General features: G+C 35.0%; 15 protein-coding genes and 1 pseudogene. All 16 read left to right on the top strand.

The genetic code is table 11. The features are described from left to right. Positions 1-53: 53 nt before the first annotated feature. The 16 genes and pseudogenes from EHV10_RS05365 (at position 54) to EHV10_RS14510 (ending at position 19,174) form a co-directional block, all read left to right on the top strand. On the top strand, positions 54-797 hold the full coding sequence (locus EHV10_RS05365) for an ECF transporter S component (RefSeq protein WP_128673771.1): 744 nt from the start codon (positions 54-56) through the stop codon (positions 795-797). Between the two features lie 138 nt (positions 798-935). Then, positions 936-3,218 carry a RelA/SpoT family protein gene (locus EHV10_RS05370; protein WP_128673772.1) on the top strand — a complete coding sequence of 761 codons (2,283 nt, stop codon included), beginning with the start codon at positions 936-938 and terminating at the stop codon, positions 3,216-3,218. After that, positions 3,218-3,880, top strand: a complete 663-nt coding sequence (locus EHV10_RS05375) for an MBL fold metallo-hydrolase (RefSeq protein WP_128673773.1) — start codon at positions 3,218-3,220, stop codon at positions 3,878-3,880. The genes EHV10_RS05370 and EHV10_RS05375 overlap by 1 nt, the downstream gene beginning before the upstream one ends. Further along, entirely contained in the window at positions 3,877-5,301 is a 1,425-nt protein-coding gene (gene hemZ / locus EHV10_RS05380; protein WP_128673774.1) for a coproporphyrinogen dehydrogenase HemZ, read from the top strand. Before EHV10_RS05375 ends, hemZ begins: the two co-directional genes overlap by 4 nt. After that, positions 5,288-6,547 carry a histidine--tRNA ligase gene (gene hisS / locus EHV10_RS05385; protein ID WP_128673775.1) on the top strand — a complete coding sequence of 420 codons (1,260 nt, stop codon included), beginning with the start codon at positions 5,288-5,290 and terminating at the stop codon, positions 6,545-6,547. The genes hemZ and hisS overlap by 14 nt, the downstream gene beginning before the upstream one ends. Positions 6,548-6,560: 13 nt before the next feature. Beyond that, a complete protein-coding gene (gene aspS, locus EHV10_RS05390) occupies positions 6,561-8,348 on the top strand; it encodes an aspartate--tRNA ligase (RefSeq protein WP_128673776.1) in 1,788 nt (595 codons plus the stop codon). Between the two features lie 29 nt (positions 8,349-8,377). After that, complete coding sequence (locus EHV10_RS05395) at positions 8,378-9,055, top strand: response regulator transcription factor (RefSeq protein ID WP_128673777.1); 678 nt, start codon at positions 8,378-8,380, stop codon at positions 9,053-9,055. A gap of 34 nt (positions 9,056-9,089) precedes the next feature. Next, positions 9,090-10,541: a glutamate--tRNA ligase gene (gene gltX / locus EHV10_RS05400; protein ID WP_128673778.1), complete on the top strand. Its 1,452-nt coding sequence runs from the start codon at positions 9,090-9,092 to the stop codon at positions 10,539-10,541. After that, positions 10,516-12,357 carry an ATP-dependent helicase gene (locus EHV10_RS05405; RefSeq protein WP_128673779.1) on the top strand — a complete coding sequence of 614 codons (1,842 nt, stop codon included), beginning with the start codon at positions 10,516-10,518 and terminating at the stop codon, positions 12,355-12,357. The genes gltX and EHV10_RS05405 overlap by 26 nt, the downstream gene beginning before the upstream one ends. 10 nt (positions 12,358-12,367) lie before the next feature. Then, entirely contained in the window at positions 12,368-13,885 is a 1,518-nt protein-coding gene (locus EHV10_RS05410) for a sensor histidine kinase (protein ID WP_128673780.1), read from the top strand. A 2-nt stretch (positions 13,886-13,887) separates the two neighbouring features. Next, positions 13,888-15,075, top strand: a complete 1,188-nt coding sequence (gene cbiD / locus EHV10_RS05415; RefSeq protein WP_128673781.1) for a cobalt-precorrin-5B (C(1))-methyltransferase CbiD — start codon at positions 13,888-13,890, stop codon at positions 15,073-15,075. Further along, positions 15,068-15,754 (top strand): precorrin-2 C(20)-methyltransferase, encoded by a 687-nt coding sequence (gene cobI, locus EHV10_RS05420; protein ID WP_128673782.1) that lies wholly within the window; start codon positions 15,068-15,070, stop codon positions 15,752-15,754. Before cbiD ends, cobI begins: the two co-directional genes overlap by 8 nt. Further along, complete coding sequence (gene cobJ, locus EHV10_RS05425) at positions 15,751-16,482, top strand: precorrin-3B C(17)-methyltransferase (RefSeq protein ID WP_128673783.1); 732 nt, start codon at positions 15,751-15,753, stop codon at positions 16,480-16,482. Before cobI ends, cobJ begins: the two co-directional genes overlap by 4 nt. Continuing rightward, the gene (gene cobK, locus EHV10_RS05430; protein WP_128673784.1) at positions 16,475-17,233 is read left to right on the top strand and encodes a precorrin-6A reductase; all 759 of its coding nucleotides are present in this window, start codon (positions 16,475-16,477) and stop codon (positions 17,231-17,233) included. The genes cobJ and cobK overlap by 8 nt, the downstream gene beginning before the upstream one ends. A gap of 8 nt (positions 17,234-17,241) precedes the next feature. Further along, positions 17,242-18,486, top strand: a complete 1,245-nt coding sequence (gene cbiE / locus EHV10_RS05435) for a precorrin-6y C5,15-methyltransferase (decarboxylating) subunit CbiE (RefSeq protein ID WP_128673785.1) — start codon at positions 17,242-17,244, stop codon at positions 18,484-18,486. Between the two features lie 16 nt (positions 18,487-18,502). Continuing rightward, a pseudogene (locus EHV10_RS14510) lies at positions 18,503-19,174 on the top strand (SIMPL domain-containing protein). The last annotated feature ends 31 nt before the right edge of the window (positions 19,175-19,205 follow it).

Genomic DNA, 19,205 nt, shown 5'->3' on the forward strand with positions numbered 1-19,205 from the left:
GGGGTTTTTGAATTGTAGAAAACCACTCCGAAGCATAAGCTATGGAGGTAGTTATGTTAAAAACAGTAGTTGAAAATTTGGTTTTTGTAGCAGAATTCTTAGGAATCGTATTTGCTACATTTGTAGTCGCATATCTTTTTGAGAAGATAGCAAACAGGAAATCGGGTTATACCGGTCCGATTATTACAACTCAAAAGATTGCAATGGTAGGTTTATTCGGTGCTATAAGTACAATACTCATGATGTTTGAGTTCCCTGTACCCTTTGCTCCTACATTTTACAAACTTGACTTTTCCGAATTACCTGTAATGATAGTAACCTTTGCTTTCGGTCCGGTTGCCGGAATACTTACAGAGTTTATAAAGATACTTTTAAAAGTAATGTTCAGATCCACCACTACAGCATTTGTAGGTGAGCTTGCAAACTTCTGTGTAGGAGCATCTTTGATACTTCCTTCAAGTATTATTTATATATTCAACAAAACAAGAAAAGGAGCTTTACTTGGAAGTATAGCGGGAACACTTACAATGACAGTATTCGGCTCACTTTTCAATGCATTGTATCTTTTACCTAAGTTTGCACAGATGTATGGAATGGATCTCGGTGCACTTGTAGGAATGGGAAGTGCAATAAACCCTGCAGTAACAAGCATTCAAACATTTGCACTTATGATAGTTGCACCTTTAAATTTACTAAAGGGTTGTATGATTTCAGTGCTTACAATTGCTCTTTATAAGAAGTTTTCACCAATACTAAAGCAGAGCAATTCATTTAGAGAAGTAAATACAGCAAAATAGACTTTTACCGGCACTAATGTGCCGGTTTTTTCTTAGGTTTTCTTGCTTTTTTCACATTATATTCGTATAATAAAAGCTTAGACATATATAACCCAAACTATAGCTTTGCAATATTTTAACCTGATAATGAGGATTTTGATGAAAGAGGATAAGTTTAACTTTCTAGATGAAAATATAGAAACTCAAATTGATAAGCCGGCAGATTTTACATCACCGGAAAGCTTATATAAAAAACTTGTTGATATCATATTACATTATCATCCTTCAGATGATATCACTATGATAGCAAAAGCTTATGAATTGGCAAAAAAAGCACATAATGATCAAAAGAGAAAGTCGGGTGAACCGTATATAATTCACCCTATTTGTGTTGCTATAATTCTTGCCGAGCTTGAGCTTGATAAAGAGACTATAGCGGCAGGCCTTTTACATGATGTAATAGAAGATACAGTCATATCATTTGATGAGCTGGCCGATATATTCGGTATTGATGTAGCAAATCTTGTAGACGGTGTTACAAAGCTTACACAGCTTTCATTAAAGAATGATAAAATAGAGATGCAGGCTGAAAACCTTAGAAAAATGTTTTTGGCTATGGCAAAGGATATCAGGGTTATTCTTATAAAACTTGCTGACAGACTTCACAATATGCGTACACTGCAATATATGAAGCCTGAGAAGCAAAAGGAAAAGGCAAGGGAGACTATGGACATATATTCTCCTATTGCACAAAGACTGGGTATTTCAAAGATAAAGGTAGAGCTTGATGATTTATCATTAAAGTATCTGCATCCTGATGTTTACTATGATCTTTCAGAAAAACTGGCATTCAGAAAAGAGCAGAGACAGCAATTTGTTGATGAGATAATAAAGAAGTTCAATGAGCATTTATCGGATACAGGAATGAAATATCAGATAAGCGGAAGAGTTAAGCATTTATTCTCAATATATAAAAAGATGGTAAATCAAAATAAGACTCTGGATCAGATCTATGATGTTTTTGCCATTAGAATTATTGTTGAGGATGTGGCCGCATGTTATCTGGCTCTGGGTACGGCACATGAGATTTATAAGCCTATACCCGGAAGATTTAAAGACTATATAGCAATGCCGAAACCGAACATGTATCAGTCGCTTCATACCACGTTGATATCCGATACGGGACAACCGTTTGAGGTACAGATAAGAACTTTTGAGATGCACAAAACTGCAGAGTTCGGTATTGCCGCTCACTGGAAATATAAAGAGAGCGGAAGCGGTACATCTGCCCAAGGTTCAGAGGATGCCAAAATGAATTGGCTCAGACAAATACTTGAGTGGCAAAAGGATACCTCTGACAATGCGGAATTTTTAAAGGTTATAAAGAGTGACTTAGACCTTTTCTCGGACAGTGTATATTGCTTTACACCGAATGGTGACGTTAAGAATCTACCTGCAGGTTCAAACCCTATAGACTTTGCTTATTCGATACATTCAGCGGTCGGAAATAAGATGGTCGGTGCAAGAGTTAATGGTCGCCTTGTAAATATCGACTATGAATTAAAGAGCGGCGACAGAGTCGAAATCATAACCTCTCAAAACTCGAAAGGACCAAGTAGAGATTGGTTAAACATAGTCAAGTCAAATCAGGCCAAGTCTAAGATACAACAATGGTTTAAGACTGAGCTTAAAGAAGACAATATACTAAGAGGCAAAGATCTTTTAGAAAAATATTGCAAGGCTAAGGGTATAAACTGGAATGAGATAAACAAGCCTCAATTCCAAGAGAAGGTAATGAAGCGCTATGCAATCAAGGACTGGGATTCAATTTTGGCATCTTTAGGTCATGGTGGCTTAAAAGAAGGTCAGGTCATCAATAAGATGATTGAAGAACAAAAGAAGATTGCAAAGAAAGAAATTTCAGAGTCGGCTCTTTTGGAAAGCCTAAGTGATAATAATACAGCTGTACATAAGAAATCAAAAAACGGTATTACCGTAAAGGGTATAGAGGATATAGCGGTCAGATTTTCAAAATGCTGTAATCCTGTTCCCGGTGATGAGATAGTTGGCTTTATCACAAGGGGCAGAGGTGTTTCAATACACAGAACAGACTGTATAAATGTGATGAACCTTCCTTCTGATGACAGGACAAGACTTATACCTGCCGAGTGGCAGGAGTTTGAAGATGCAAAACTTGAAGAAAAGTATCAAACAGAATTGCAGATATTTGCTCACAATCGTCAGGGACTTATATTCGATATTATAAGAATTTACAGTGAAAACAACATTACAATCAACAATGTGAATGCCCGTACAAACAAGCAGGATATCTCAACCATAAATCTTGTGTTTGATATAAAGGGAAGAGAAGAGTTGAACTCTTTAATCGGTAAACTAAGACAGATTACCGGAGTAATAGATATTGAAAGGGCTACAGGCTGATGGATAAATTAGGAATATATGTGCTTACACTCGGTCCGGTGCAGACCAATGTGTATGTTACATACAATAAAGAAACTTTGGAATGTTTGATAGTGGATCCTTCTGCAGAAGCAAAGGCTATTATCAAAGTTATAGATGAGAATAAGCTAAAACCAAGTGCAATACTTCTTACACATGGACATTTTGATCATATAATGGCGGTAAATGATTTGGTGGAGAAATATCATCTAAAAGTATATATATCCAAAAATGATGATGAGATGCTTGGTGACAGTTATAAATCAGGCGGAAGATCATTTATAGGACATGGATATGTTACTAAGGCGGATTTCTTGCTGAATGACGGTGATGTTATTCGTTTGCTTGATGAAGATATAAAATTTATTGCCACACCGGGACATACAAAGGGATCAGGTTGTTATTATATAGAATCTGAAAAGATTTTATTCTCAGGTGATACGGTTTTTAGAGAGGACTGTGGAAGAACGGATCTTTACGGAGGAGATAATCCTGCTATAATCAGATCTATATATGATAAGGTACTTACTTTGCCGGAAGATGTAAATATATTGCCGGGGCATATGGATATGACTACAGTAGGACATGAAAAGAAATATAATCCTGTTGCAATCTATGTAGAAAAGCATGGGATAGACAGATGATTTCATTACTATTGGAAGATATGACCTTCGAGCAGGATATCAGAGAGCTTTTGATGGCTTTTTATCCGGATGAAAAATATATTTACACAAATGAAGATGTATCTCTTTCACTGCTTTTATCAAAGGATGAGACAAATTATCATATCAAAATAAAAGATGAAGGTAATCTACTCGAGTTTAGTTCACCGCTTAGAGAAACCAAGTTTGATACAAAAAATGATTTAAAAAGAAATATATACACAAATCTTTTAAAGCTTGGTAATAAGGAACTTCCTTGGGGAACTCTCACCGGAATAAGACCTACAAAGATAGTAATGGAAATGCTTGAAAATGATATGTCTTTAGAAGATATAAAAAAACATTTAAAGGAAGTATATCTTGTAAGTGATAAAAGAATTAAACTTTGTACCGATACGGCAAAAAATGAATTCAATATATTAAAGAAAATTGATTATAAGAACGGTTACAGTCTTTATATAGGTATACCTTTTTGCCCTACAAGATGTTTATACTGTTCTTTTACATCTTATTCTATTACACAGTGGAAGAAAGATACCGATACATATGTAGAAGCACTTTGCAAAGAGCTTTTAGCAGTATCAAAGATGTATAAAGGCAAAAAGCTTCAAACTATTTACATGGGCGGAGGAACGCCTACTTCGCTTGAAGGATATCAACTGTCAAAAATTTTAAATGTTGTAAAGAAAAATTTTGATCTTTCAAACCTTTTAGAATTAACGGTAGAGGCAGGAAGACCTGACAGTATAACAAGAGAAAAACTTGAGGACCTAAAGACTGCAGGAGTTGACAGAATATCAATAAATCCACAAACAATGCAACAAAAAACTTTGGATCTTATCGGCAGACATCATACTATAGAAGATATCTATGAAAGCTATCAGCTGGCAAGAGAGGTGGGTTTTGAGAATATAAATATGGATTTTATAATCGGATTAAACGGTGAGACTTTGGAAGATGTTTCTGACAGCTTTACCAAGGTGAGATCTTTTGCTCCTGAATCTATTACCATACATTCTCTTGCACTAAAGAGAGCAGCCAGATTAAATACAGAAAATAAAAGAGAGATTATGGACAATGATCTGATTTTATCAATGATAAATACAGCAACCGATACATGTACCGATTTGGGATTGGAGCCTTATTACTTGTATAGGCAAAAAAATATGGCAGGAAATCTTGAAAATATTGGATTTTCAAAACTTGGTAAAGAATGTCTTTACAATATATTGATTATGGAAGAAAAACAGACTATCATAGCCTGTGGAGCAGGTACATCAAGTAAGATAGTATTTGGAGACGGAAGAATAGAGAGAATCGAAACAGTAAAGGATCCGAAGCTTTATATAGAAAGACTTGATGAAATGATAATGAGAAAGGAAAGTATGCATGGCATTGATTAAAAAAGGTGTCACCGGAATGAAGGACATTCTCCCTGAGGAGATGATTATCAGGGACTATTTGATAAATATAATAAAAAAGACCTATGGAAGCTTCGGCTTTACATCAATAGAGACTCCTGCTATGGAACATATTGAAAATCTTTTAAGTAAGCAGGGTGGTGACAATGAAAAGCTTATTTTTAAGGTTTTAAAAAGAGGTGAAAAATTAAAACTTGATAATGTTAAGGATGAGAATGACCTGGTAGATGCAGGACTCAGATATGATCTTACATTGCCGCTTGCCAGATACTATTCAAATAATCAGGCAAGTCTTCCAAATCCGTTTAAAGCATTGCAAATAGGTAATGTATATAGAGCTGACAGACCACAAAAAGGTAGATTCAGACAGTTTACACAATGTGATATAGACATCCTTGGTGAGGCTTCAAATCTTGCAGAAATAGAGCTGATACTTGCAACTACCAAGGCACTTAGTGAGATTGCAAAGGGAAAGAAATTTACAGTAAGAATAAATGACAGAAGAATTCTTCTGGCAATGGCTCGTTATGCAGGTTACTCTGAAGATAATATAAGTAATGTATTTATTATCCTTGATAAGATGGATAAAATAGGACTTGACGGAGTCAGAAAAGAATTGACAGAGCTTGACGGCGAAGAAAAGTGTGAGAAATATCTAAATCTTTTTGACGGCTTATCAAATGATACAAAGGCTCTTACTTCTTTAAAGGATAGTCTGGCAGGATTTATTGAAGAGGGAGTTTTAGAGGGCTTATCTGAGATAATGAATACAGTGCTTGATGTAAAGGAAAACGATTTTTCACTGGAATTTGATCCCACTTTAGTTCGTGGTATGGGATATTATACAGGAACTATTTTTGAAGTAAGTATGGAAGGATTCTCAGGTTCGGTAGCCGGTGGCGGAAGATATGACAAAATGATAGGAAAGTTTACAGGAAGTGATACTCCTGCATGTGGTTTTTCCATCGGATTTGAAAGAATCATTACCATACTTATGGATTCTGAATTTAAGATTCCTGATGAAAGTAAAAAAATCGCATTCCTCTATGAGAAAAATATAGATTCAAATGTTTTAACATCTATATTAAAAGAGGCTGCAACTTTAAGAGAGGCCGGAAATATTGTTTTGGTTTCCAAGATGAATAAGAATAAGAAGTTCCAAAAAGAGGGGCTTGAAAAACAAGGATATATTGAATTTAAAGAATTTTATAGAGAAGCTTTAAAATAGTTAGGAGATAAAAATGGCAGAATCAATGCTTGGCTTAAAGAGAAGTCACAGATGTGCAGAGGTGGTCAATGCACCGCTTGAGAGTGAAGTTACAGTAATGGGTTGGGTTCAAAAGAACCGTAACAAAGGTGGAATCATATTTTGTGATTTGAGAGACCGTTCAGGTATCTTACAGATTATTTTTGAAGAGGATGAATGCGGAAGCGAAGTATTTAATAAGGCAATGAAGCTTAAGCAGGAGTTTTGCATTGCTGTTACAGGACTTCTTAAAAAAAGAAGCGGAGCTTTTAATGAATCACTTGAGACAGGAGAACTTGAGGTAAGAGCAACAGGGCTTAGAATACTTTCAGAGTCTGAGACTCCTCCGTTCCATATTGAGGAAGATTCAAAGACAAAGGAAGAACTTAGATTAAAGTACAGATTCCTTGATCTTAGAAGACCTGATCTTCAAAGAAATCTTATGGTAAGAAGCAAGGTGGCTACCACTACAAGAAACTTCCTTGCTGAGAACGGATTTTTAGAGATTGAAACACCTACACTTATAAAGAGTTCACCTGAGGGAGCCAGAGACTATCTTGTACCAAGCCGTGTATATCCCGGAAGTTTTTATGCGCTTCCACAGTCACCACAGCTTTTTAAGCAGCTTTTGATGGTATCGGGATATGACAGATATTTCCAGCTTGCAAGATGCTACAGAGATGAGGACCTTAGAGCAGATCGTCAGCCTGAGTTTACTCAGATAGATATGGAGCTCTCATTTGTAGATGTGGATGATGTTTTGGATGTTAATGAGAGACTTTTACAGAGACTTTTCAAGGATGTACTTAATGTTGATGTAAAGCTTCCGATACAAAGAATGACATGGCAGGAGGCAATGGATCGATTCGGTTCTGATAAGCCCGACCTTAGATTCGGTATGGAATTAAAGGATGTTTCAAGTGTTGTTGCAAACTCTGAATTTGCAGTATTTAAGAATGCTTTGGCAGCAGGAGGCAGTGTAAGAGGTATCAATGCTACAGGGCAGGCAGGTATGCCAAGAAAGAAAATAGATGCTCTTGTAGAGTTTGTTAAGAGCTATAGAGCAAAGGGACTTGCATATATGGCGATCGAGGCTGACGGAAATATCAAGTCTTCATTTGCGAAGTTTATGACTGAGGCTGAGATAGAGGGACTTAAGGCAGCTATGGATGCAAAGCCGGGAGATATGCTCTTCTTTGCTGCCGACACAAATAAAGTTGTTTGGGATACTCTCGGTGCTCTAAGAGTTGAGCTTGCAAGCCAGCTTGGTCTTTTAAAGAAGGATGATTACAGATTCCTTTGGGTTACAGAATTCCCGCTTCTTGAGTGGTCAGAGGAGGAAAACAGATTTAAGGCAATGCACCATCCGTTTACTGCACCTATGGATGAGGATTGGCAGTATATTGACTCGGATCCGGGCAGAGTAAGAGCAAAGGCATATGATATTGTACTTAACGGAACTGAAATAGGTGGAGGCTCTGTAAGAATTCATCAGGGTGATGTTCAGGCAAAGATGTTTGATGTGCTTGGCCTTTCAAAAGAGGTTGCACAGGAGAGATTCGGTTATCTTCTTGATGCATTTAAGTATGGTGTACCGCCACATGCAGGACTTGCATATGGTCTTGACAGAGTTGTAATGCTTATGGTTGAGGCTGACTCTATAAGAGATGTTATTGCATTCCCTAAGGTAAAGGATGCTTCAGACCTTATGACAAACGCTCCTGACAGAGTGGATGATGCACAGCTTAAGGAACTGGGACTTATAATAAAGAGCGAACAGTAAACTAATATTTATGCTGTTGTGGGGATTATATGGAAGATGTAAAGATACTGGTGGTTGATGATGAAGCCAGAATGAGAAAACTTGTAAAAGATTTTCTTATTATAAAGGGGTTTATAGTTTTGGAAGCCGAGGACGGTGAGGAAGCTCTTAAAATCTTTGATTCCAATAAGGATATAAAACTAATCCTTTTAGATGTAATGATGCCCAAACTTGACGGCTTTGAGACATTGGAAGTTATAAGACAGTATTCCAAGGTACCTGTTATGATGTTGACTGCAAGAAGTGAAGAAAGAGACGAGCTTAAAGGCTATAAGCTTGGCGTTGATGAATATATCACAAAGCCGTTCTCTCCTAAGATACTTGTAGCCAGAGTAGAGGCGGTACTAAGAAGAACTATGGGCGAATCAGAAGAAAAACTGGTTGCAGGTGCTATTGAAATAGATAAGGTTGCCCGCAGTGTTTTTATAGATGAAAAGCCTGTTGACTTAAGTTTTAAAGAATATGAGCTTTTGACATACTTTATTGAAAATAAAGGGATTGCATTATCCAGAGAAAAGATTCTTAATTCAGTATGGAATTACGATTATTTCGGAGATGCCAGAACCATTGATACACATGTAAAAAAACTTCGTGCCAAGATGGGTGAGCGAGGTGATTATATAAAGACAATATGGGGCATGGGCTATAAGTTTGAGATAACACCATAAATAATAATTATATAAGTATAGATAAGGAGCATTTATGACAAAGATAAGGACAAGATATGCACCAAGTCCTACCGGAAGAATGCATGTAGGAAATCTTAGAACGGCATTGTATGCATACTTGATTGCAAAACATGAGGGTGGAGATTTCCTGCTTAGAATAGAAGACACAGATCAGGAAAGATATGTGGAAGGTGCTACAGAAATTATCTACAGAACACTTGCAGAAACAGGACTTATTCATGATGAAGGTCCTGATAAGGATGGCGGTTGCGGTCCATATGTACAAAGTGAGAGACAAAAGCAGGGACTTTATCTTGAGTATGCTAAAAAGCTTATAGAAAGTAAACAGGCATACTATTGTTTCTGTACTCCTGAAAGACTGAATTCACTCAGATCAAGTGTAAATGGTGAGGAAATCATGAAATATGACAAGCACTGTCTTTCACTGTCTGAGGAAGAGATTAAGAAAAATCTTGAAAACGGTATGCCATATGTAATACGTCAAAATAATCCAACTACAGGTACAACATCATTCCATGATGATATTTATGGCGATATTACAGTAGATAACTCAGAGCTTGATGATATGGTGCTTATAAAATCTGACGGCTATCCTACTTATAATTTTGCCAATGTTGTGGATGATCATCTTATGGGAATCACACATGTTGTAAGAGGAAATGAGTATCTCTCATCATCACCTAAGTACAACAGATTATATGAAGCATTCGGCTGGGAAGTGCCTACATATGTACATTGCCCACTTATAACAAATGAAGAGCATAAGAAGCTTTCAAAGAGAAGCGGACATTCTTCATTTGAGGACCTTATTGAGCAGGGCTATGTATCGGAGGCCATAGTAAACTTTGTAGCATTACTTGGATGGTCACCTGAAGATGATAAGGAAATATTTTCATTGGAAGAGCTTGTAAAGGCCTTTGACTATAAGCATATCTCAAAATCACCTGCAGTTTTTGATATGGTTAAGCTTTCATGGATGAATGGCGAGTATCTAAAGAATATGAGTGAAGAGGAATTCTTCAAATTATCAGAGCCATATATCAAACAGGTTATTAAAAAGCCGCTTGATTTAAAGAAAATATCAAATATGGTAAAGACAAGAATAGAAGTATTGCCTCAAATTGCTTCACATATTGATTTCTTTGAGGAATTACCTGAATATGATATCGAAATGTATACTCATAAGAAGATGAAGACAAATTCTGAGAATTCATTGGCTCTTTTGAATGAAGTATTGCCACTGCTTGAAAATACAGACGATTACACAAATGATAATCTGTTTGCTGTTTTGCAGGAATTCGGTAAGGAACATGAGTATAAGACAGGATTTATTATGTGGCCTATCAGAACAGCGCTTTCAGGAAAGCAAATGACTCCTGCAGGTGCTACCGAGATAATGGAAGTTCTTGGAAAAGATGAATCAATAAGAAGGATTAAGATTGGAATTGATAAATTACAGCAGTAATCAAAAGAAAGCCATAGAACATGGGGCAGGTCCCTTGATGGTATTGGCAGGACCCGGCTCCGGAAAAACCTTTGTGATCACACATAGAATAAAATATCTTATAAAGGGGTCGGGTATAAACCCGGCCCATATTTTGGTTGTCACATTTTCAAGAGCTGCAGCCAAAGAAATGAGAGACAGATTTGAAAAGCTTTACGGTAAAAGCTATGTTACCTTTGGAACATTTCATTCTGTATTTTTCAGTATACTAAAAACAGCTTACGGATTCAGTGCGGAACAGATTGCATCGGATGAATTAAGATATACTCTTATAAAAGAGTTGATAAAGAAAAATGAAATAGTGAATGAAGATATCAATACACTTTCCGGAAATCTTTTAAATGAAATTGCTCTTATTAAGCAGGACAATATAAATATAAAAAATTACTATTCAAACAGTATTGCAAGTGATACTTTCAAAAAATTATACAGAGAGTATGAAGCCGAACTTGAGTCAAGAAATAAGCTTGATTTTGAGGATATGCTTTTACTTACATATGAACTTTTAAGTGAAAGAAAAGATATTTTAAAAGCTGTACAGGAAAGATATCAATATATTTTGGTGGATGAGTTTCAAGATATAAATTTTTTGCAATATAATATCATAAAACTCATGGCGGGTAAGGAGCAAAATATTACTGTTGTAGGGGATGACGACCAGTCTATTTATAGATTCAGAGGTGCAAGGCCTGAAATAATGCTTGGATTTGAGCGAGATTTTAGAAATGTTTCAAAAGTTTTTTTGGATATAAATTTCAGATCCACTACTCAAATAGTGGATGCTTCAACCAAACTTATATCGTTTAACAGTAAGAGATTTCCAAAGACATTTAAGGCAAATAACGGAAGCGGAGCACCGGTATCGGTTATTGAATTTAAAAATCCTTTTGCAGAGGTAAATACAATAGTAAAAGATGTAAAAGAATACATAAAATCAGGTCAGGATATAAACAATATCGCTGTGCTTTATCGTACAAACCTTTCTCCCAGACTTTTAATTGAGAGAATGATGAAGAATAATATTCCATTTACCATAAGAGATTCTATTCCAAACCTTTTTGAGCATTGGGTAGCGAAGGACATTATATCCTACATAAAACTGGCTACCGATATGGGAAATAAAAATGACCTGCTTCGCATCTCAAATAAGCCGAACAGATATATAAGCAGGGATTCTCTTGTATCATCAAAGGCAAATATTGAAACTCTCTTTGATTATTATGATGATAAAAGTTATATGATAAAAAGAATCATAGAGCTTAGAGAACATTTAAGAACAATAAAGAATTTAAAGCCTGCAACGGCTCTAAGATATATAAGAAATGTTGTCGGATATGATGAGTACATAGAAGAATACTGTGATATGAACGGTGTAGAAAGTGATGAATGCTATACTGTTTTAGGGGATCTTGAAAACAGTGCATCTGAATTTAACACTTTCAATGACTGGTTTGTTCATATGGAAGATTATAAGGAGGAGCTGATAGAGGCAAGGAAAAAGTCAAATGAAGAGGACACCGGTGTAAGGCTCATGACCTTTCATTCCTCTAAAGGACTGGAATTTGATATTGTCTATATTATTGATGTAAATGAGGGGAGCGTACCTTATAAAAAGGCTAAAGGTGCGGATGAGATAGAGGAAGAGAGAAGAATGTTTTATGTTGCAATGACAAGAGCAAGACATAAACTTTTTATTTGCTATTGTAAGGAGAATTTTGGAAAGTCCATCGGTAAGTCGGATTTTATAGTGGAACTTTCTTCCAAGGCCAATCCATAGTGAGGTATATATGATACAAAAATTCAGCCATTCACTGCGTATGAAAATCACTTTGATAATACTTTTAATTATATCATTATTATTGCTGTCCATAGGGATTTTAAATAATTTCGGATTGAGATGGTTTTATCAAAATGAAAAGGTAAGCGAAATAAAAAAGGCATACCTAAAAATAGATAATGAGGTAATGAAAATCGGCTCCTTGGGTCAGCCTATAATTGATGAAAGTAGTAAGGAATCTGTCATTAATGAAAGTCTCAAAAATATTATTATGGATTACTCAAATAAATATAATATAACAATTGCTTTGGTAGATTCCCTTACAAATAAAGCAATATACTCATCTGCAAGAGAAGGCGACGGACTTATAAGTAGAATACAAGACGGATTTATTGGAAATCAAAAACAAAATATATTGTACAGCAATGGAAATTACACAATAATACTACATCAAACAATGCAAAAAACTTCTTTTATAGAAGGATTCGGATACTGCAGTGATAATCAAACGATAGTTATTATGTCTACTCCTGTTGCAAGTTTAAAGGAAAGTGTAAGTATTTCAAACAGATTCCTTATATATATGGCAATTATAGGATTTATTATAACTGTCATACTTACATTTATTATTGCCAAAATGATTACAAATCCGATACTTGAGCTGGCTGATATATCAAATAAAATGGGTAAGCTTGATTTTACTGCCAAATATGCAGGCAATAGAAGTGATGAGATACAGACGCTTGGACAAAATATGAATTATATGTCCGACAGACTTGAAAAAGCTATTTACGAATTACAGGAAGCTAATGAACTGTTAAAAGAAGACATTAAGAGAAAAGAAGCTATTGATGAGATGAGAAAAGACTTTATTGCCAATGTTTCTCATGAGCTTAAGACACCTATTGCACTTATTCAAGGCTATGCTGAAGGCCTGAATGAAGGTCTTTGTGAAGACGAAGAGAGCAGAAAATACTATACCGAAGTCATACTTGATGAAAGTGAAAAGATGAATAAAATGGTAAAACAATTACTTACACTTTCTTCGCTTGAGTCAGGAAACAGTATTTTACATAAGGAGAACTTTAATCTGACTTCTCTCATTGAGTCCGTGCTGGGTTCAATATCAATACTTATAGGTGAAAAGAATGTAAATATTGAATTTGATTCCGACAAAGAAATATTTCTTAATGCTGATGAATTTAAGATAGAAGAGGTAGTTACAAACTATATCAGTAATTCTATTCATCATGTACGTGACTCAGGAGAAATAAAAATAAATGTTTCCGATGATGGAGAAAATATAACTTTTAGTGTTTATAATACAGGTAATCCTATTCCTGAAAAAGATTTAAACAATATTTGGGAAAAGTTCTTTAAGGTGGATAAGGCTCATTCCAGAGCATACGGAGGAAGCGGTATAGGACTCTCTATAGTGAAGGCGATAGTAGAAGCTCATAACGGTACTGTTGCTGTAAGAAATATACTTGACGGTGTCGAATTTTCATTCAAGATACCAAAGGCGTAAATATGACAATTGATGAATTTAATATAAAAAACGGCCATACTCAGAGGTATGGCTTTACCACAGGAACTACAGCAACTGCTGCGGCAATAGCTGCTGCATATATGTATCTGGATGATAAAAAGGATATTGTTGATGTTGAGTTACCGGCAGGGATTACTCTAAGTATTCCTATAGAATATTACAAAGAACAAAATAATTTTTTTATCTGTGGTGTAAAAAAGAATGCCGGTGATGACCCTGATGTTACTGACGGAATTTTAATCAGTGCAAAGCTTGAATTTATAAAAAAAGAAAATGATCTTGAATTTAATTTTTTTGCGGGTGAAGGCGTCGGAATATTTACAAAAGACGGACTGGCTCTGCCAAAAGGTGAGGCGGCTATAAACCCGGTGCCAAGACAAATGATGATTGACAATCTTTCACGTATATTAAAAGAAGCCGGATTTAAAGGAACAGTTAATATAACTGTTATGGTGGAAAACGGAGTGGAGATAGCAAAAAAGACCTTTAATGAAAGACTTGGAATTATAGGTGGAATCTCAATACTCGGTACCTCAGGACTGGTACTGCCTATGAGTAAAACAGCTCTTTTAGAAACAATAGAAGCTGATATAAAATTCAGATTAAATAATTCAAAAGAAAGACGCGTATATTTGGCACCGGGAAATATAGGTGCAAAATTCTTAGAAAAAAATTTTAATATAAACAGCACTACAGTCGCTATCATAAGCAATTTTATAGGTGAAAGTATTGATTATTCAATCTCAAATGATGCAAGAGAAATTGTACTATGTGGAGACTTGGGTAAGCTTATAAAGCTGTCAGGCGGAATAATGAATACACACTCAAATGATTCGGATTCCAGACTTGAATTGCTTGTATCATCAGTACTGAAACTTTGTATAAAGGAAAATATACAATTACCGATTCAGGTTATTTCAAATATATTCGAACAAAAGACCACTACAGGTGCTGTAAATATAATAAAAGATAATAACTTTGATAATTGCTTTAATATACTTGCAAATCAGATGCTTTACTATGCATATAACCGTGCATTTAAGGCTGAGATATTTTATCATAAAAACAGATATGCAAATATCGAAGAATTTAAAAATAATTTAGCAATCAGAATTATTGTATTCAGTGATAATATAATGATTATAGATACAGGAGAAAATAATGAATAAATTATATGGTGTCGGAGTAGGTCCGGGAGATCCGGAGCTTATGACAATAAAGGCGTTAAATGCTATAAAAAAATCCAAAACAATATGTTATCCCGGAAAAAGCGATGATACTTCCATTGCTTTTAACATTGTAAAGCAAATACTTCCGGAGATAAATGAAAAAGAAAAATTATGCATAGATTTTCCTATGACAAAGGATTCCGATGTATTGGAGCAAGCACATTCAAAAATCACCAATGAGATAAAAGAACTTTTAAAAGAAGGAGATGTAGCACTTCTGACACTTGGAGATCCGGGAGTATATGCGACTTATTCATATATTGCACAAAGACTGAAAGAAGAAGGGATAGAAGTAATTACTATACCGGGAATTACTTCATTTAGTGCCGGTGCGGCGACACTTGGTATTCCACTTACATTGGCTGATGAAGAGCTTCATGTAATTCCTTCATCATACTCGTTTGAAGAGGCATTTAAACTTAAAGGTACTTTGGTATTTATGAAATCTGGAAGAAGCTATGAGAAACTGGCTTCATATATCAAGAAAGAAAAGTTTGATTATGATATTTATATGGTGGAAAATTGCGGTATGACAAATGAAAGATTATTTGTCGGAGCAAAAAATCTTCCTGAAACAAGCGGATATTTTACAATAATTATAGTAAGAGGTTTGAAATGAAACAAATTTATATAATAGGTATGGGACCGGGTAAATATGATCAGATGACCGTTGAAGCCATAAAGAAAATAGAAGAGAGCGATATAGTTATAGGCTATACGGTATATACAGATCTTATAAAGGAAATATGGCCTGATAAGGAATGTCTTTCCACACCTATGACAAAGGAATATGAAAGATGTGTAATGGCATTTGAAGAGGCAGATAAAGGAAAGACTGTAGCAATGGTTTGCTCAGGGGATGCCGGTGTATACGGACTCACAGGACTTATGCTCGGTATAGCACCTGACTATAAAGATGTGAATGTAAAGACTGTAGCCGGAGTCACAGCAGCTCTTTCAGGTGCAGCCATTATAGGTGCACCTTTGATACATGATTTTGCTGTAATAAGTTTAAGCGATCTTTTAACACCATGGGAGAAGATAGAAAAAAGACTTGAATGTGCCGCAATAGGAGATTTTTGTATTTCAATATATAATCCCGGAAGTAAAAAGAGAGTGGATTATCTAAAAAAAGCATGTGAAATATTATTAAAATATAAGAGCGAAGAAATACCATGTGCTATAGCAAAGAATATAGGAAGAGATGGTGAAGGTTATACTGTATACACTCTTTCTGAATTAAAAGACGTACAGGTAGGAATGTTTGAAACCGTATTTATAGGAAACTCAATGACAAAGGTTATAGACGGCAAACTTGTTACACCAAGAGGATATTCCAATGAGTAAGGTACTTATTTTTGGAGGTACTACAGAAGGAAGAGAACTGGCCGCTTTTTGTGATAAACTTAAAATATCGACTATACTTTGTGTAGCAACAGAGTATGGAAAAGAAGTGCTTCCGGAATTTGAAACTGTTACGGTGAGCAATAAGAGACTGAACATAGAAGAAATAGCTGCACTTATAGAGGAAAATAATATATCCTGTATTATAGATTCCACACATCCATATGCATATGAGATATCAAAAAATATTGAAGCTGCAATAAAGGTCTTGGACAAAAGTATTACATTTTTTAAGATAAAAAGAGATTCTATGGATGTGATTTTAAATGATGTACTTGAATTTTCAAGTAACAAAGAAGCGGTTGATTATCTTTTAAATACAGAGGGAAATATCTTACTTACAACAGGCAGTAAGGAAATTGCCCAATTCAGTGAACTTTCAAATCGTTTATTTCCAAGAGTATTGCCAAGTATAGACTCTATCAATGCCTGTATATCTGCCGGTATACCGTCAAGAAATATTATAGCAATGCAGGGACCTTTTTCAAAAAATTTAAATGAAGCTGTTATAAAGGAATTTGATTGCAAATATCTTGTAAGTAAATTATCCGGAAGAAGCGGTGGCTTTGATGAGAAGATTGAGGCTGCAAAAAATACAGCTTGTATCCCTGTGATTATTATGCCGAAAACTGAGATCACAGGTATATCTGTAGAAGAGTGTAAATTAAATTTAGAGAAAATATATAATGAGTAGGTATAAGTATGGTAAAAGCCAGAAATATAAATCTTGTCGGAATAGGACTGGGAAATCCTGATCTTTTGACAAAGTCAGCTATTGATGCAATAGACAGATCCGGTGTAATTATAGGTGCAAAAAGAATAGTGGAAAGTGTAAAGGAAGACTTTCCGGATAAGATTTTTTTTATAGAATATAATACAGAGAAAATTCTGGAAATTATAAAAGAAAATATGGGTAACGAAATAGCCATAGTATTTAGTGGAGATATTTCACTTTTTAGTGGGAGTATTAAGCTGGTTGAAAGACTAAATGTCGCAATACAAGATGAAAAAGCTTTTAAAAATTGTGTTATAAATACATATCCCGGAATATCCAGCTTAAGTTATTTATGTGCAAAAACAAATACTGATATTTCAAAGGTGAAGATATTATCATTTCATGGTAGGGAAGAACTTTTGTATCACAATATTGACTCAAATGAATATACCTTTATAATCACTTCGAAAGCTGAAGGGGTAAAAGAAATATGTAGAAAGCTTATTTCTTTTGGTTTTTTTGATCTTGATATTACACTTGGGGAAAATCTATCATATGAAAATGAAAGAATCACGACGGCTAAAGCATCTGATTTACTTGATATGGAGATATCCGATTTAAACTGTATGATCATATCAAATCCTGATGCTGATAAATCCATCGGCTTTGGACTTTCTGATGAAGTATTTGCAAGGGATAAAGTGCCGATAACAAAATCAGAAGTTCGAGCTGTTATTATGAGCAAACTTGATATTCGTCCAGATAGTATATGCTACGATATCGGTGCCGGTAGCGGTTCAGTAAGTATTGAAATGGCAAGACTTGCCTATGAGGGAAAAGTCTATGCCATAGAGAAAAATCCTCTTGCTGTAGAGCTTATAAAAAAGAATATACATAATTTCAGCGCTGAAAATATAGAGCTGATACATGCCAAAGCACCTGATGGACTGGATAATATACTTGATGCGGATAAGATATTTATCGGCGGTAGCGGCGGTGAGCTTAGCAGTATAATTGAAATGATATTTACATCAAAAAAGAACCATACAATTGTAATTTCAGCTATAACCATGGAAACCATTGCGCAGATAACGGATATTGTAAAAATTGCAAAGGAAAAAGGCTATGATACCGAAATTACAGCCATTAATGTGTCAAAGTCAAAAGAAGTGGGACCTTATAATATGATGATGGCACAGAATATGGTGTTTATTGGAGTAATTAAAATGTAAAATAAAGAGGAAGAGTATGAGTAGTAGAACAATTAGAGTTACAGGAAATGGTAATCTTAAAGTCAAGCCTGATATGACAAGAGTTACAATAGAACTTACAGGAGTAAAGTATGAATATTCAGAAGCTCTTAAAGTATCTGCCGAGGACACAATAGCTTTAAAAAGCTTATTGAAAAAAGAACACTTTGAAGCGGAAGATATAAAAACAATAGATTTTAATGTGGACATAGAAAGAGAATAATACAAAGACAATGATGATGAGTGGAAAACAAGATTTTTAGGTTATAGATATCGACATACACTAAAGGTTGAATTTCCAAATGATAAAAAAAGACTTGGAGATATTCTTAATCTATTAGCGGATTGCACTTCATTACAACCTGAATTTAGATTTACTTTTTTTCTAAATGAACCTGAAAAATCTAAAAATATATTACTTGCAAATGCCGTCACAGATGCAAGAGAAAAAGCGGAAATTTTATCTAAAGCTGCAGGAGTTGAATTATTAGACATTATAAGTATAGACTACTCATGGCTGGATATTAATTTTGAAGTTATTCCAATGAGAAGCAATCCAAATTTCTTACATAAAAGTGAACTTAAGGATAAAGCAAGATATAATGTAGATATAGAACCTGAAGATATTAAAGTCAGTGATAATGTTACTATAGTTTGGGGTATTAAGTAAAGCAAATTCATTTTACCTTGACATATATTCT

This window comes from Lachnoanaerobaculum gingivalis (assembly GCF_003862475.1).
GTDB classification, from domain to species: Bacteria; Bacillota; Clostridia; order Lachnospirales; family Lachnospiraceae; genus Lachnoanaerobaculum; species Lachnoanaerobaculum gingivalis.

Coding starts and splice junctions, on each gene's coding strand:
- EHV10_RS05365 (WP_128673771.1), top strand. CDS start 54: ATGTTAAAAACAGTAGTTGAAAATTTGGTTTTTGTAGCAGAATTCTTA.
- EHV10_RS05370 (WP_128673772.1), top strand. CDS start 936: ATGAAAGAGGATAAGTTTAACTTTCTAGATGAAAATATAGAAACTCAA.
- EHV10_RS05375 (WP_128673773.1), top strand. CDS start 3,218: ATGGATAAATTAGGAATATATGTGCTTACACTCGGTCCGGTGCAGACC.
- hemZ (WP_128673774.1), top strand. CDS start 3,877: ATGATTTCATTACTATTGGAAGATATGACCTTCGAGCAGGATATCAGA.
- hisS (WP_128673775.1), top strand. CDS start 5,288: ATGGCATTGATTAAAAAAGGTGTCACCGGAATGAAGGACATTCTCCCT.
- aspS (WP_128673776.1), top strand. CDS start 6,561: ATGGCAGAATCAATGCTTGGCTTAAAGAGAAGTCACAGATGTGCAGAG.
- EHV10_RS05395 (WP_128673777.1), top strand. CDS start 8,378: ATGGAAGATGTAAAGATACTGGTGGTTGATGATGAAGCCAGAATGAGA.
- gltX (WP_128673778.1), top strand. CDS start 9,090: ATGACAAAGATAAGGACAAGATATGCACCAAGTCCTACCGGAAGAATG.
- EHV10_RS05410 (WP_128673780.1), top strand. CDS start 12,368: ATGATACAAAAATTCAGCCATTCACTGCGTATGAAAATCACTTTGATA.
- cbiD (WP_128673781.1), top strand. CDS start 13,888: ATGACAATTGATGAATTTAATATAAAAAACGGCCATACTCAGAGGTAT.
- cobI (WP_128673782.1), top strand. CDS start 15,068: ATGAATAAATTATATGGTGTCGGAGTAGGTCCGGGAGATCCGGAGCTT.
- cobJ (WP_128673783.1), top strand. CDS start 15,751: ATGAAACAAATTTATATAATAGGTATGGGACCGGGTAAATATGATCAG.
- cobK (WP_128673784.1), top strand. CDS start 16,475: ATGAGTAAGGTACTTATTTTTGGAGGTACTACAGAAGGAAGAGAACTG.
- cbiE (WP_128673785.1), top strand. CDS start 17,242: ATGGTAAAAGCCAGAAATATAAATCTTGTCGGAATAGGACTGGGAAAT.